This window comes from Microvirga terrestris, from assembly GCF_015694425.1.
Lineage (GTDB): Bacteria > Pseudomonadota > Alphaproteobacteria > Rhizobiales > Beijerinckiaceae > Microvirga > Microvirga terrestris.
Genome location: NZ_JADQDN010000021.1, coordinates 1 through 14,670, shown reverse-complemented (window position 1 = coordinate 14,670; position 14,670 = coordinate 1). Strand labels below are relative to the sequence as shown.

14 protein-coding genes are annotated in these 14,670 nt (G+C 64.2%); 4 read left to right on the top strand and 10 right to left on the bottom strand.

The genetic code is table 11. The features are described from left to right. Positions 1–503: 503 nt before the first annotated feature. The 4 genes from I2H36_RS19790 (at position 504) to I2H36_RS19775 (ending at position 6,199) form a co-directional block, all read left to right on the top strand. Complete coding sequence (locus I2H36_RS19790; protein ID WP_196265617.1) at positions 504–3,044, top strand: PAS domain-containing sensor histidine kinase; 2,541 nt, start codon at positions 504–506, stop codon at positions 3,042–3,044. 38 nt (positions 3,045–3,082) lie between these two features. After that, entirely contained in the window at positions 3,083–3,718 is a 636-nt protein-coding gene (locus I2H36_RS20460; protein ID WP_196265616.1) for a response regulator, read from the top strand. Positions 3,719–3,816: 98 nt separating this feature from the next. Continuing rightward, positions 3,817–4,824, top strand: coding sequence for a SphA family protein (locus I2H36_RS19780; RefSeq protein WP_343234485.1), 1,008 nt, complete (start codon positions 3,817–3,819; stop codon positions 4,822–4,824). Between the two features lie 118 nt (positions 4,825–4,942). Continuing rightward, positions 4,943–6,199, top strand: coding sequence for an alpha/beta hydrolase (locus I2H36_RS19775; protein WP_246718926.1), 1,257 nt, complete (start codon positions 4,943–4,945; stop codon positions 6,197–6,199). A 101-nt stretch (positions 6,200–6,300) separates the two neighbouring features. Here the strand turns inward: I2H36_RS19775 and I2H36_RS19770 are convergent, their stop codons facing one another. From I2H36_RS19770 to I2H36_RS19725, 10 genes are all read right to left on the bottom strand, one after another. Beyond that, on the bottom strand, positions 6,301–7,437 hold the full coding sequence (locus tag I2H36_RS19770; RefSeq protein ID WP_196265614.1) for an HlyD family secretion protein: 1,137 nt from the start codon (positions 7,435–7,437) through the stop codon (positions 6,301–6,303). 15 nt (positions 7,438–7,452) lie between these two features. Next, the gene (locus I2H36_RS19765; protein WP_196265613.1) at positions 7,453–7,623 is read right to left on the bottom strand and encodes a hypothetical protein; all 171 of its coding nucleotides are present in this window, start codon (positions 7,621–7,623) and stop codon (positions 7,453–7,455) included. 1 nt (position 7,624) lies between these two features. Continuing rightward, positions 7,625–7,987 carry a DUF3302 domain-containing protein gene (locus I2H36_RS20455; RefSeq protein WP_343234484.1) on the bottom strand — a complete coding sequence of 121 codons (363 nt, stop codon included), beginning with the start codon at positions 7,985–7,987 and terminating at the stop codon, positions 7,625–7,627. 17 nt (positions 7,988–8,004) lie between these two features. After that, the gene (locus tag I2H36_RS19755; RefSeq protein ID WP_196265612.1) at positions 8,005–9,414 is read right to left on the bottom strand and encodes a DUF1254 domain-containing protein; all 1,410 of its coding nucleotides are present in this window, start codon (positions 9,412–9,414) and stop codon (positions 8,005–8,007) included. After that, a complete protein-coding gene (locus tag I2H36_RS19750; protein WP_196265611.1) occupies positions 9,411–10,445 on the bottom strand; it encodes an HAD family hydrolase in 1,035 nt (344 codons plus the stop codon). The genes I2H36_RS19755 and I2H36_RS19750 overlap by 4 nt, the downstream gene beginning before the upstream one ends. A gap of 1 nt (position 10,446) precedes the next feature. Next, a complete protein-coding gene (locus tag I2H36_RS19745; protein ID WP_196265610.1) occupies positions 10,447–10,827 on the bottom strand; it encodes a DUF1622 domain-containing protein in 381 nt (126 codons plus the stop codon). 173 nt (positions 10,828–11,000) lie between these two features. Further along, positions 11,001–12,563 carry an arylsulfatase gene (locus tag I2H36_RS19740; RefSeq protein ID WP_196265609.1) on the bottom strand — a complete coding sequence of 521 codons (1,563 nt, stop codon included), beginning with the start codon at positions 12,561–12,563 and terminating at the stop codon, positions 11,001–11,003. 51 nt (positions 12,564–12,614) lie between these two features. Continuing rightward, the gene (locus I2H36_RS19735) at positions 12,615–13,091 is read right to left on the bottom strand and encodes a YidH family protein (protein ID WP_246718925.1); all 477 of its coding nucleotides are present in this window, start codon (positions 13,089–13,091) and stop codon (positions 12,615–12,617) included. Between the two features lie 6 nt (positions 13,092–13,097). After that, positions 13,098–13,601 carry a hypothetical protein gene (locus I2H36_RS19730; RefSeq protein WP_196265608.1) on the bottom strand — a complete coding sequence of 168 codons (504 nt, stop codon included), beginning with the start codon at positions 13,599–13,601 and terminating at the stop codon, positions 13,098–13,100. Further along, a complete protein-coding gene (locus tag I2H36_RS19725; RefSeq protein ID WP_196265607.1) occupies positions 13,598–14,578 on the bottom strand; it encodes a formylglycine-generating enzyme family protein in 981 nt (326 codons plus the stop codon). The genes I2H36_RS19730 and I2H36_RS19725 overlap by 4 nt, the downstream gene beginning before the upstream one ends. Between the last annotated feature and the right edge of the window lie 92 nt (positions 14,579–14,670).

Genomic DNA, 14,670 nt, shown 5'->3' with positions numbered 1-14,670 from the left:
CAGGAGAATGGAATCACGCCAACCCAGCCCAATCAATGCCCGACTAAATCAACACTATCTCGCGACGAGCAGACCTTCGTGCGGCCACGCTTAAAGGCAGTTCGTGACCCAAACCGGACCATTACCTCTCTGCTGAGGATTTGACCTTTGCTCTCATCCCATCGGTAGTTACTTTGTTAACGCTCCGATAGCTCATGCCTGCGCTCGCCACGTGGTTCCAATCGACAGCAGCTGCTCCTGCAGGGTCTCCGGTGGTCGGATCAAAGGATCCGTCGGCGTCGTCACCGCCTTCCGGCCAGTCCGCTGGACCACCGCGTTGACCCGCCTCCAGGGACGCGATGATGCCAGGCTCCATTGATATAGGTTAACTCTGGGTTTCACCTGATCCTAATCTCTGGTTTAATTCCTCGTGGGTAGTCCGACTTTACGGCACCCGGGAGGAGTTCCTGACATTTGCCCATCGGCTCGGTCATGGCTCACCCGTCTCCGCCAGGAGGTGCGCCATGACAGCCGTCGGAGTGCAGCAGCCCAGTCGCGTGAGACCCCGATGGGCGGGGATGAGCCTGCGCTGGCGTGTGGTCGTGCCTCTCGCCTTCCTCACTATCTTCGCCTTCCTGGCAGGTGCGGCCTTACTCTACCAAGAGGCCACCGAAGATCGGCATGCCATCGCCCATCGCGCCCAGGCGGAAGCTGTGGCAGGCTCTGCCGCCTTCGACCGAGAGGTCGACGCAGCCGGGTTCCTGTTGCAGGGGCTGTCGCGATCTCCCGTCTTGAAATCAGGTGACCTGCGAGCATTCTACGACCAGCTCGTAGAAACACCGCATCCCGAAGGATCCTGGTTTGTCCTGTGGGACATGAACGGTCAGATCCTCAACACCATCCGTCCTTTCGGCACACGCCTGCCTACGCGCGCCGAGATGGAACCCACAGACGAAGGATACGAGCGGATCCGCACCCGTGGCCTGAGCATCTCCAACAGGGTGATGGGGCCGGTGGCGAAGGTGCCGACGGTTGCCGTGCATCTGCGCCTCGACGATGTCCTGGGTGACATGGCGGGCCTTCTGACAACGGTTCTTCCGGAGGCTCGGCTGAACGCTGTGGTGCGCGAGCACCCACTGCCTTCTGGCTGGACCACGATCGTGCTCGACCGGAATTTCGTGCCACTCGCGATCAGCGACTCAGCACCGGGAGCGCTGCCGCAGGAACTTTCGCCCACCCTCAAGGCAGCTCTGAGCGAGCATGCCTACGGAGGGCATTTCGTCGTTCATGACGGGGTGGATGACCTTCTCGTCGGCGCCCAACGCTCCGAAACAACCGGGTTCACGACTATCACCACCGTTCCGTTCGCCGTCGCGAACGCTCCCGTCGACACCGCCATCCAAACGATCACCCGCATCGGCCTTCTGCTGCTGACGGCCGGTGGCTTGGCCGGGCTCGTCCTTGTCCGCCAAGTCGGCCCAGTGGAGGCAACGGCCGCCCAGACCATTCAGACGGCCCGCCGCCTGCGGCTAGCGGAGGCGCGCTACGCGAGCCTTTGGAACGATACGTCAGAGAGCCTCTTCGTCGTTACCGTGACACCTGACGGACACTTCGTCTTCGAGGGCCTAAACCCTGCGCATGAGAGGGCCACCGGGCTCAGCTTTGAGGCCATCGCCGGCAAGGAACCTGACCAATGCCTGCCGCCTGATACTGCCGCAGCCGTGAAGGCACGCTACCGCGACTGCCTGCAGAGCGGTGCTCCCATGGTTTACGATGAGGTGCTCGACTTTCCAGGAGGGCGACGGCACTGGCAGACGAGTCTGGCACCCGTACGGGACCCGGAAACTGGAACCATTGTCGCCTTGGTCGGCACGGCACGGGATGTGACTATCGACAGGGAAGCGACCGAGCGGATCGAAAGCAGCCGGCGTCTCCTCCAGGCCACCCTCGACGCGCTCTCGGCCCATGTCGCCATCCTCGATGGTTCTGGCCGGATCGTCGCTGTCAACAAGGCTTGGCATCGGTTCGCTGAGACTGGCGGCTACGCCACGCCGGATCACGGCATCGGGGCCGACTACGTCGCCGTCTGCCGCGCAGCCTCGTTGGATGATCCCCAGGCGGCCCTGGTTGCTGGTGGTCTTGAGGCTGTGCTGGCAGGGCAGCGGGAGGATTTCCGCCTGACCTATGGCTGCGGCGACCGGTTCTTCCAGATGACGGCGGCGCGGTTCTGCAATGAGGGAACCGCCCATGCCGTCGTGGCGCACGAGGACGTCACGGAACTTGTGGCGGCGCGCCGGGACGTCCGTGACATCGCCGGCCGGTTGCTGTCCCTGCAGGAGGACGAGCGCCAGCGCATCGCGGCAGACCTGCACGACTCCACCGCCCAGCACATCGTCGCCGCCAGCCTCGGACTGATGCATGTCGAGCGTGCCGCGAGCGACCTGCTTGGCGTCAAGGATGCGATCGATGCCATGCGTCTGTCACTCAACGAGGCCCAGAAGGAGATCAGAACCCTGTCCTACCTGCTGTACCCGCCCAGCCTGCGCGCGAACGGTTTGGCCGCGTCGCTGCGTCGCTTCGTGGAGGGATTTTTCCAGCGCACGGGCCTGACGGCGAAGGCTAGGGTGACAGGGGACGTTGACGGCATCCCCCTTGATCAGCAGCGGGCTGTTCTTCGTGTTGTTCAGGAAACATTGGTGAACGCCTACCGACATGCTGAGGCAACCAAGGTTTCCGTCAACCTCAGGCGTGATCCGAACGGGTTGAGCCTCAAGATAACCGACAATGGTAAGGGCATGCCGGCGCGGGCGTCGAACGGTGAGGTGCTTCCTCCGTCGCTAGGGGTCGGCATCCCCGGCATGGAGGCTCGCATCCGACAGTTCGACGGCACCATGACCATCGAGAGCAGTGCCGGGGGGACATCCATCCGCGCTTGGATCCCAGCCTCCAATCCAGCAGTCGAGCATCTACCGCTAGGGTTTGGACATGATCGCAGCGAGCTTGGGGATCTTTCCGGCGCAAATCTCAGGGGTTCACCCGATACCCGCGACGAAAAGAGTAGCTAAGCTGGCGAGATGCCCATCGCGGACAAGTGGGGGAACAGGTGACCCGCATCCTCATTGCCGACGATCACCACGTGGTCCGCTCCGGCCTGCGAAGCGTGCTGGAAGCCCAGCCCGGATTCGAGGTGGTCGGCGAAGCCGCCAACGGCCAGGAGGCAGTTGAGGCCGCACTGAAGGTCAAGCCGGACGTGATCGTGCTCGACTATGCAATGCCCGTGCGTAACGGTGTTGAGGCCACCCGCGAGATCCGGTCCCGGCTGCCGCGAACCGAGGTGCTGATCTTCACCATGCACGACAGCCAGGACGTGATCGAGGATATCCTGGCAGCAGGCGCGCGCGGTTACCTGCTCAAGGCTGACGCCAATGACCATCTGATCACCGCGGTTCAGGCGCTCGGGCGGCACGAGGCTTACATCTCCGGCAAGCTCTCGGCCAATCTCCTCGACACACTGCTCGACCGGCGCAAGCGCGGCAGGCGCCAGATCCTGACGCCGCGGGAGCGGTCGGTGGTGCAGCTGATCGCTGAGGGCAATACCAACAAGTCCATCGGTGCCATGCTCGGCGTCAGCCTCAAGACCATCGAGACGCACCGCGCCGCTGCGATGCGCAAGCTTGGGCTGCACACCACCGCCGACATCGTTCTCTATGCCGTGAAAAACCGCATGATCGAGGTCTAACGAGGAAGATCGGCAAAATCTCAGGGTTTCCCCGATGGGCGGAACGGGCGGCTCAGGCGATGATGGGACTAAGAACAAGGGAAGGGAACCTGGTAAACGTGATATGGCAACGCCGCTGCGCTAGTCTCGGGATCATCGGCCTGCTGTGTGGCCCCGGCAGCCTGCCGGCCCTCGCCACCGAGGGTGGCGCCAGCCTTTTCATCCCGGGGGGCCATGGTCCCGGGGCCGGTATCGTCCCCCCGCCCGGTTTCTATTTCGCCAACGACTTCTTTGCCTATTCCGGCGAGATCACCGGCGGCCGCCCGATCCAGATTGGCGGCGCAGTGCTGGCTGACGTCAAGACGGAGGTGCGGGCTGACTTCGTGACTGCGACCTGGATCACGCCCCTGGAGTTCCTTGGCGGGCGAGTGGGCGTAGGCCTCAGCCTGCCGTTCGGCGTTCCCCGGGTCGGTGCAGGCGTTCTCATCGAGGCGCCGCGCCTGGGTCGCACCTTTGCTTTCAGCCAGCGCGATGACTCGTTTGTCCTCGGGGATCCGCTGGTGGCCGGCCTCATCGGCTGGGGTGCGGGCAAGTTCCATTGGTCGGTGGGTGCCACTGTCAACATCCCTGCCGGCGGGTACGAGGAGGGCAAGCTCTCCAACCTCGCCTTCAACCGTTGGATCGGAGATGTCTACGCAGCGGTGACGTGGCTCGATCCCGAACTCGGCCTCGATCTGTCGGGTGCCGTCGGCTTTGAGTTCAACGGCGAGAACCCGGACACCGACTACCGAAGCGGCAATGCCTTCCACGTCGATGTCTCGATCAGCAAGAACCTGACCAAGGAGTTCTCTGTCGGGCTGCTCGGGGGCTACTACGATCAAGTGTCCGACGACGGCGGCGCAGGCAATCGGATCGGGCCGTTCAAGGGACGGGTGACGGCAGTCGGCGCCACGGCCGGCTATGACTTTACCGTCGCGGGCACACCGGTCTCCGCCCGCATCAAGGTGCTGCGCGAGGTCGACGTCGAGAACCGCGCCCAGGGCACCATCGGCCTGTTCACTGTCGGCTTCCCCTTGGGCGGACACGTTGCCCCTGCCCAGCCCCAGCCGATCCGTGTCCGATACTAGCGGGGAAAGGGTGTAACCCGCAGGTTCGTCTGAATCCGGTCGCGATGATAGAAATCTGGTATGGTCCGTGCCACATTGGACCAGGGGGCAAAAAATGACACCGCCAGAGATGGGGCGAATGTTCAAACGGTATGCCGCGCGGCTGCCTGCGGTCCTTGTCCTCCTTCCCATGCTTGCTGGCTGCGCCAGCGTCCGCGGCGTCATGCTTCCCGTGGGCGGGACGGCTCCTGGAGCAAGCCAGGTCAACATGCTGGTGGCTACGACGCGCCAGCGGTCGGATCCTGCGGAACTGTTCTCGGGTGATCGCGGGGCACCCGCGTCGTTCGCCAACATCACTGTCTCGATCCCGCCACCCGAGGCACGACAGATCGGTGAGGTGCAGTGGCCCCGGCAGGTGCCCGGCAATCCGGCCACTGATTTCGTGACGCTCAAGGCCGACGTGATCGACCGCCCGCAGGCGCTGGCCTGGTTCCGGCGGAGCCTGCGCACGGTTCCGAAGCGGCAGGTGCTGGTGTTCATCCACGGCTTCAACAACCGCTTCGACGACGCGGTCTTCCGCTTCGCGCAGATCGTGCACGATTCCCATGCGCCTGTTGTGCCGATCCTGTTCACCTGGCCATCCCGCGGCAGCGTCTGGGCCTATGGCTACGACCGGGAGAGCACGGCCTACTCGCGCAACGCCCTGGAGTCCCTTCTGAAGGCGATCTCGCAGGATCCCGGGGTCGGCGAGGTCTCGATCCTGGCCCACTCGATGGGCACGTCGCTGGCTCTGGAGACCTTGCGCCAGATGGCCATCCGCGACGGCCGGGTCACGCCGAAGATCCGCAACGTCCTGCTCGCCGCGCCCGACGTGGATGTCGATCTTGCCCGCGAAGCCATCATGGACATGGGACCTGCGACAAGGCGGCCCTCGATCACCCTGTTCGTATCCCAGGACGACCGTGCTCTGGCGCTTTCACGACGGGTCTGGGGCAGCGAGGTCAGGCTCGGTGCCATCAATCCCGACCAGGAGCCATACCGCACCCAGCTCGAACAATCCGGCATCACGGTCCTCGATCTCACCAAGCTCAAGGCCGGCGACGCCCTCAACCATGGCAAGTTCGCGGAGAGCCCCGAGGTGGTTCAGCTGATCGGGGCCCGGCTTGCCGCAGGGCAGACGGTGACGGACTCCCGCGTCGGACTGGGCGACCGCATCATTCAGGTGACCGCCGGTGCGGCAACTGCCGTCGGGACGGCGGCCGGGCTCGCCGTCTCGGCGCCCGTCGCGGTTGTCGACCCCCAGACCCGCCGATCCATCGGAGGCCATGTGGATCAGCTGGGCCGCTCCCTGTCCGACACCGTGGCGCCGTTGAACCCGGTCGGGCTCGGACAGTGAGACCATCAGCGTTGCAGCCATGTCTGATGCTGGTCGCTCCGGCTCCGTTTTGGCGGGACGGCGGTTCGAGCCGGAGCTGGCACTAGGCTGACACCTCGCGCTCAGGTCCCCCACGCCACGTAGTTGAGGATCGTGTTCGTGCGTACGACACCCATCCGAAGCATGCCGGCGAACTGAACCTTGCCTGTATAGACAGCGCCCGTGCCCTGCGCGCCCGCCGGCAGGCGAAGATCCGGGTCGTCGAGCTTGATGATCGCACCGAAGCGTGGAGCGGCCCTTGCCGTCACGTCGGGCAGCGCTCCCGACGGCGTGAGCGTGCCGCCAGTCGTGATGTCGGCGATGCTCTCGACCTTGCCGGTGAAGATCTGGCCCGGGTACATCGAGAAGATGACTTCGGCGTACTCGCCCGGCTGCACCGCGAGAAACGACGCTTGGTCGAAGGTGGCGACCACCTTGCCCTTCATGTCGGCGTCCTGGTCGCAGACGAAGGGCATCACCGATGCCGATGGGCTGACGATGGAGCCCGGCAGGATGTTCACGTTGGTCACGTAGCCGTCGCACGGCGCGGTGACGTTGGTCTCCGCAAGGTTGGTCCGGGCGGCGGCGAGCTGCTGCTGCGCCTGTGCCACCGAGGTGTTCACGTTGCCGATGTTCGACTCATAGGCGAGCCGGGCCCGTTCCTCCGCAGCCTTGGCCTCTGCCTCTCCCTGGCGGGCGGCTTCGAGGTTGCGGGTGGCGGTGTCAACGGCGGCCTGCGCCACGGTCCGGCTTTGGAGAAGCTCGGTCTGCCGGTCGAATGTCTGCTGCGCCAGCGCGACCTGCGCCTCGGCCCGGGCGCGGGCCGCACTGGCCTGGTCAAGCGAGGCCTTGAGCTGGCCCACGTTCTGCTCGGCCGCGGCCAATGCTGCCTCCAGCCGTCGGACGTCGTACTCGAACGGCGTCGAGTCGATCCGGAACAGGGTCTCGCCTTTGATCAACCGTACGTCCGGCTTGACCGCGATCTCCGCCACCCGACCCGGAGCCGACGTCCGTGGTGCGATCTGGACCACCCGCTGGAAGATGCGCACATCCGAGGTGCCGGGGTGATAGAAGTTCATCGCCACGAGAGCGAGGAAGATGATGATCGGCCCGGCCGAGGCAAAGAACAGCGCCACCGGCAGCGTGAACGGCAGCAGGCGCAGCTTCGCGAACACAAGCCAGACCAAGGCGGTGTAGATGATGAAGATCGGCCATTGCATGGTGGGCCTCGTTGGCTAACGGGCAGAGACGCGCTTCTGGAGCGTGTCGAGTCGGGCGTTCAGGTTGGCGAGCTCGCTGCGGACCGCCGAGACGGTCGCGTGCTCTTCGCTGCGCGGCTTCGTCTCGTTCTTGTGCCGCCAGTAGAGGTAGAGGATGACCACGGAGCTGATGATGGCGGGGACCATGTCAGGCGATCCTTCTCGGGGAGGTGGAGCCGAGCCCGGCTTCGATGGTGGCGACCCGTTCCGACGTCCGGCGCAGGTCGGCCAGCAATGCATCGAGATCCTCGCTCGTCGCGGCGGCTTGGCCACCCCGGGGCGAGCTATAGGCCCACACCAGCGCGACGGGCCACAGCACGAAGGTAATCAGGCCGAGCCAGCCGCAGACACTGATCGCAGCGGCCTGCGGATGGCCCCGGGAGCGGGCGATCCGGCCCGGCAGTCCGCCCAACGAGTAGACCGCCCAGATCCCGGCGATCACCAGCGCGATAACGATGACGAAGCACAGCCAGTAAAGCCAGTCTCCGCTGCCCTGCATCTGGAAGCCCATGGTTGGGTTCTCCTCGATCACTCGGCCGCGGTTTGTTCGACATCCGGCAGGCGCCAGGTCTTGTCGAAGAGCGGTTTCTGCGGCCCGTAGAAGCGCATCATGACCTCCCAGCCGCGGCCGGCTTGGGTTGGGACCCAGTTCGCCTCCTTGCCGGCGGGCGGCTTCGGCCCGAAGAAGAGATCGACCGATCCGTCCGCATTCACTTGCAGGCCGGGTGTCGTGGAGCCACGGGAGGGCCACTTCTGGTCGCGGATCAGAGCGTGCGTCGCACGATCGTAGACAGTGGCCGACCAGTAGAGTTCGGCCGGCACATTCGGAGGTACCGTGAGCCGGTAGGAGCTCCCTCCATCGAACGGCTGGCCGGTCCTGTCGCGGAGTGACACCAGATAGAACTGGCCCGTTCCCAGATGCTTCACGCTGGAGAACGCCATCGAGAAGAAGACGCCGCGGGTGTCGGTGGGATACACGCCAGTTTTGGAGAAATTGTCCGACAGACCTTCTGTCAGCTCGTGGGCGAGGGGCAGTGCCCACTGTCCGCCCGGGTAGTAGGGCGAAAACAGATCCTCGTATCCCTGATCGAGCAAGGCGTGGGCTTCAACGGCAGCTTGATCCAGTAACTTTCGCGTATCGGCACTGGGACTGAAAGGCTTGCCCTGCTCGATCCCGACCGACCTGAGCTGGTCGATCATGGCCTTGTCCCGCTCCAGCCACGGCTCCCTTTGCACGAAGCGGTCAAGAGATTCGAAGAAGCGGGTGTCGTAGGGGATCGTGCTGTCGAACTCGACGCTAATGACATCGACGAAAGCTGTCTGAGGTGGATTGGCTGCGCTGGACAGAGGGTAGAGCTTGATCTGTTTGCCGTAGGCAACAGCCTTAGCGACGTCGGCGGCGGAGCTGCCGCCGACATTGGACCGCAGCAACGCCCCTGCCATATTGGTTCCTGACCGGAGCACGATGTAGCCATCGGGCACAGTTCCGCCGTAGCCCGGAGGAAGGATCAGGTACTTGCCGCCCTTGCCCTTATCCGCGCCCGCCGGACCGGCATCCTCCAGCGCGACCTGCCAAGCATCGAAAATCGTGCCGGTGATCGACCCTCCCTGGGCAGGCGGGATTTCCACCACCATCGGGCCGGTGTCCTTCATGTTGAGGAAGGGCATGAGGTAGATCGTGCTGGGATTAGGCGTGAGCGTCTGGTTTTTCCAATCCAGGAAGTTCGACCAGTAGACAACCTGGTTCTCCTTCGCGCCCGCTTTGAGGGCAGCCTGGAACATCAGATCGTAGTTGACCGCCGGCATGCCCCAGATCACCGCCTCGATCGCGCGGCGATGAATGGCGCGCTGCTCCAGCTCCTGCGGAGAGAAGCCCTGGGCAGATGCGGGTGCCGCCAGCGCCAGGGACGTCAATGCTGTAACGACTGCTCTCTTCATGGCAGGTCTCCCGGTTTTTCGCGTGGTTCAGGGAAAATGATGCGCCAATCCCGCTTCATGTCGACCACGGTCCAGCCTTTGGCCTGCGCCTCGTCCCATGCCATGTCGAGCCGGCCGATATGGGACTGGCGGTCATAGGCCCACTCGCGTTCTGCATCCGTGTGATGGACGATGCCCATGAAGCGCGCACCATCTCCTGCCGCCGTCCATTGCAGCATCTGAAGGTCGCCGTCCGAGTTGCCGAAGGCGAGGATCGGACGGCGACCGATGAAGCGGTTGATGCCGACCGGCTTGCCGGGGCCGTCGTCGACGAACTCGACCTCCGGCTCCTTCAGGAGCACCGGCTTGCCATCGGCGCCGATCTCGAACTTCGTCATGGCGGACGAGCCCACCACCTGCTCGGGCGGGATGCCGTAGGCCCGCTCGGCGAAGGCGCGCATGAACTCGACGCCGCCGCCCGAGACGATGAATGTCTTGAATCCGTTTGAGCGCAGGTACCTGAGTAGCTCGATCTGCGGTTGGTAGACGAGATCGGTGTAAGGCCGTTTCTTCGTGGGATGGCGCGCCGTCGCGAGCCAGTCCTTCACAGCCTTCGTGAATTCGGCCGTCGTCATGCCTGTGTGCGTGATGGTCACGATCTCTTGCAGATCTTTCTCGCCGGCCGTCAGGAGGGCTCTCAGGTCTCCTATGATGACGGAACGAAATGGCTCCTTGCCCCTCCATTCTGGGCGCTGCGGCCCGAGCCGCCGAACCTCGTCCAACGCAAAGGCGAACTGGAAGTAGATCGGCTGCTCGGCCCAAAGGGTGCCGTCGTTGTCGAAGGTGGCGATACGCTCCTCGACGGGCACGAAGTCGCGCCCGCCCTCACGGGTCACACGCGTCACGAAATCGATGATCGCCTGCTTGGGAGCCGTGTCGTTCCAGGACGGCAGCGGGTCGGACGTCGGGGCTTGCGCCTGAACGGACGCGAGAGGCAGCCAGAGGGCCAGCAGTCCAGCTCCGAGAAGGGAGAGCAGGTGGCGGCGGTTCATTCTAGGCTCCTTTCGTTTCCTGCACCCGCTCCCTGTTGCGTTCGTGCTGACGCTCGCGGATCTCCGTCAGATCCCGTTCCAGGAAGAAGTTGAGGAAGGTGCGGATCACCGCGATGGCGCCGAGCCGTACAACCGATTCCCAGCCTGTGGTGATCGAGGTCTCGATGATGTCGGCCGCAAGCTGGAAGGTCAGGCCAGCGATCAGCACCCGGGCATAGCGCAGCCAGACCTCGCGCCGCTCGATACTGTTCTCCGTTCCCGCCAACATGAGGCGAAGGCCAGCAATGAATGCCTCCAGGGTGCCGAACAGGACGATGACGAGCGCCAGTGTGTCGACGAGGAGAACGGCGTGTTCCGTGACGATGACGAGCCATTCCTTCATCGACACCTCCGACGGCTCTCATGACCCAGACCGTTGCGACGCGAGGTCGAGGATCGCCCGTCTGGCCGGTCCCTCGTTCCAGGATGGAAGAAAATCTTGGTCCATACCGCAATCCTCCGGTCGCCTGCGGGTTTCAATCGGGCGGCGAGCCATCGCCCGTCGCCTGGACCGTCTCAGTGGTGCGCGCCACTCGCAGCTTCGCTCATCTTTGCCATCGCGTCGTCGAGGTTGAAGCTGCCGGCATGCTGAGCGGACGGAAACTCCTTGAAGGTCCCCAGAAACTTGCCCGCAGCCGCCTGCGCGGCGAACATCAGGAAGCCGTTGTGCATGACCCAGTCCCAGTAGGCATTTGAGGTGACGTCGGCGAACTCATAGGGATCGGTCCTGAGGTTGAAGATCTTGGGAAACCGGAGCCGCACGAAAGGCTCGGCCCAGAGTCCCAGCGTGCCCTGGAGCCGCTGCTCCATGAACACCACCTTCCAATTGTCGTAGCGGATGGCGAGCACGTCGCCGTCGTCGCTGAAGTAGAAGTAAATCTGGCGCGGGCTCTTCTTCTGCTCGCCTGTCAGATACGGCAGGAGGTTGTAGCCGTCGATGTGGTTCTTGTAGGTTCTGCCGATGGCCTGATGGCCCTTCTTGAGCTTGTCGACCACATCCTCCTCGCCCGCCATGGCGAGGAAGGTCGGCAACCAGTCGTGATGCTGCACGATGCCGTTGGAGATCGAGCCTGCCTCGATGTGCCCGGGCCAGCGCACCACCATCGGGACACGGAAGGCGCCTTCCCAATTGGTGTTCTTCTCGGAACGGAAGGGTGTCGTGCCGGCGTCCGGCCACGAATTGCGATGCGGTCCGTTGTCCGTCGAGTACATCACGAACGTGTCGTCGGCGATGCCGAGCTCGTCGAGGAAGTCGAGCACCCGGCCCACGAGCTCGTCGTGGTCGACCATGGTGTCGTGATAGTCCGACTGCCAGCGGCCGGCCTTGCCTTTGCTCTCCGGTTTGGGGTGCGTGATGAAGTGCATGTGTGTCGTGTTGAGCCACACGAAGAACGGATTGCCGCCGGCGTTGGCACGCTTCATGAAGTCCACCGCTGCCTCGATGAACTCCTCGTCGCAGGTTTCCATGCGCTTTCTGGTGAGAGGGCCCGTGTCCTCGATCCTCTGCTTGCCGACACGCCCCCACCGCGGTTCCTCGGTCGGATCGTCCTCCTCGGTTGCCCATGAATGAATGACGCCACGCGGTCCGAATTTTGCCCTGAAGCCGGGAATGTCTTCTTCGGTCGGGTAGCTCTCCATCTCCGGGTCTTCTTCGGCGTTCAAGTGATAGAGGTTGCCGAAGAACTCATCAAAGCCGTGCATCGTCGGGAGGTGTCGGTTCAGGTCGCCGAGGTGGTTCTTGCCGAACTGGCCGGTCGCATAGCCCTGGTTCTTGAGGAGGGCTGGGATGGTGACAATCGTGTCCATCATCCCCTGCGGCGCGCCGGGCATGCCGACCTTGGACAGCCCGGTGCGGTAGACGCTCTGACCGGTGATGAAGGACGAGCGCCCGGCGGTGCAGGACTGCTCCCCGTACGAGTCGGTGAACATCATGCCTTCCCTGGCAATCCGGTCGATATTGGGCGTGCGGTAGCCCATGAGGCCGTGCGAGTAGCAACTGAGGTTCGAGATACCGATGTCGTCACCCCAGATGACGAGGATGTTGGGCTTGCCGGTATGCTTCCTAGGCTGCTGTGCCATCGATGGCTCCCTGAACGTGAAGGCGGATCAAGTGGACGGGCCGGCGCCTCCTCAACCGAATGGCCCGACTTGGAAGATCATGCTCACGACCGCCGCAACGCCGATGATAAGCAGGACGACGGCGACGATCAGCGTGAGCGAGACGGGAAAATGGCTTTCGCCATGGACGAGGCCGGCAGCCTTCATCGCTTCGCGCTCATGGCGCAGGCCGACCATGAACTGCACGTGGTAGACGATGCCGATGACGAGCATCGCGATACCGAGCAGCACCAATGCCACGCCGAAATTGCGGGGCGCTGACGAATGGGTGATGGTGCCCGCTTCCCGCAGCTTGTCGAACACCTGGTAGATCGTGAAGCCGAAGCTGATCAGGGACAACGACGTGCGAACCACCGACATCAGGGTGCGGTCGGAGCTCATCCGCGTTCGCTGAAACGACATGCCCGTGCGCCGGGACGACAGCTCGACCGAGGTCAGATCCGAGTCCGACTGCGCAGTGACGGGCGGCTTTCCTGCCGTGGGAGCCATGGCGCCTTACCTCGCGCCATTAGACGAGTGGACAAAGCGGCGGGCGATCAGGCTGATCGGTCCGCGGAGCAGGAGGTACGGCAGGACGGCGAGCAGGAAAGTGATGAGAAGGGCTTCCCCGGGATAGAAGCCTCCGATCTCCCGCCACTGGTAGATCGCGTCCATGCCGATCCCGAGAAGGATGAGGCGGGCCGTCGCGAAGAGACCCTCGCGAAGGCGGTCGCCACGCTCGATGGGGTCGCGAAGGATGGCCCGCAGATACGACATGCGGTGGACCCTGGCGTCCCGGATGCCGTCATGGAGGGCCGCGATGAAGGCCATCGTCGGCTGGAGCAGGAAGCGGAACGACATGGGACCTCCGGGACGCTCGGCGATGTCGCGCCAGATGCGCTGGTGCACCTCGGTTGAGAAGCCGTACCAGGCGAGGCCCAGCACGACCAAGGCAGCTGTAATGGCGACCACGAGCCAAGCCATGATGCGGGCACCTCGGGGTGCAGCCTGGGTGCTCATGTGTTCGGCCCTCGTCGCGACACGCACCGGAAGCCGATGTGGCTCGACGATGTGTCGATGGGCTGCGCGTGCCGGGCAGCGGGCCGGTAGCGGCGGCAGTAGTTCGGCGCGCAGAGATGCGAGCCGCCCTTGAGCACCTTGCGGGGTATCCGGATCTGCGGCTGGCGCGGATCGTAGCTGTCGGCCTCGCGCCCACCCCGCGGGTTCCCGGGAATGCAGCAGGCCTTGGGCGCATCAGCCGGGTGCCGGGACCTGTACCAGTCCGAGGTCCACTCCCAGACGTTGCCGATCATGTCATGCAGGCCATACCCGTTCGGCGGGAAAGCAGTGACCGGCGATGTGCGGTCGTAGCCGTCCTCGCGCTTGTTCTGGAACGGGAACGCGCCCTGCCAGGTGTTGGCCATGTGCCGTCCGCCCGGCGTGAACTCGTCGCCCCAGGCATACTCGGCGCCATCAAGGCCGCCGCGCGCGGCGAACTCCCACTCCGCCTCCGTGGGCAGGTCCCTACCTGACCAATCGGCATAGGCCCTAGCGTCCTCGTACGCGACATGCACCACCGGGTGGTCATCCAAGCCTTTGACCGAAGACTTGGGACCGCACGGTCTGCGCCAAGTCGCTCCGAAAGTGAAGGCCCACCACTGGCTCCAGTCGCTTAGAGAGACCGGATAATCCGGCGGGCTGAAGACGAGGGATCCCGCCTTGAGCATTTCCGGCAAGGCGCCGGGGTAGTCCTTCGGGTCGGGCTTGCGCTCCGCGATGGTGACGTGCCCGGTTGATTCGACGAAACGTCGGAAGTCCCGGTTGGTGACCGGGGTCCGGTCAATCCAGAAACCGTCGACGGTGACGCGGTGGACGGGAATCTCCTCGGGGTAGTGCTTGTCCGATCCCATGCGGAACGTGCCGCCCTGGATCCACACCATGCCGGTACGCGGCTGTTCGGCCAGTTTCGATTCCGGTCTGGTGTTGAGGAGTGTCATCGCCATCTTCCTTATTCGGCCGGGGCTGGTGTGACGCCGGTGACCTGGGCCGAGGGCTCCTCGCTGAGCCAGCGGTAGAGGATGCCGCCAAG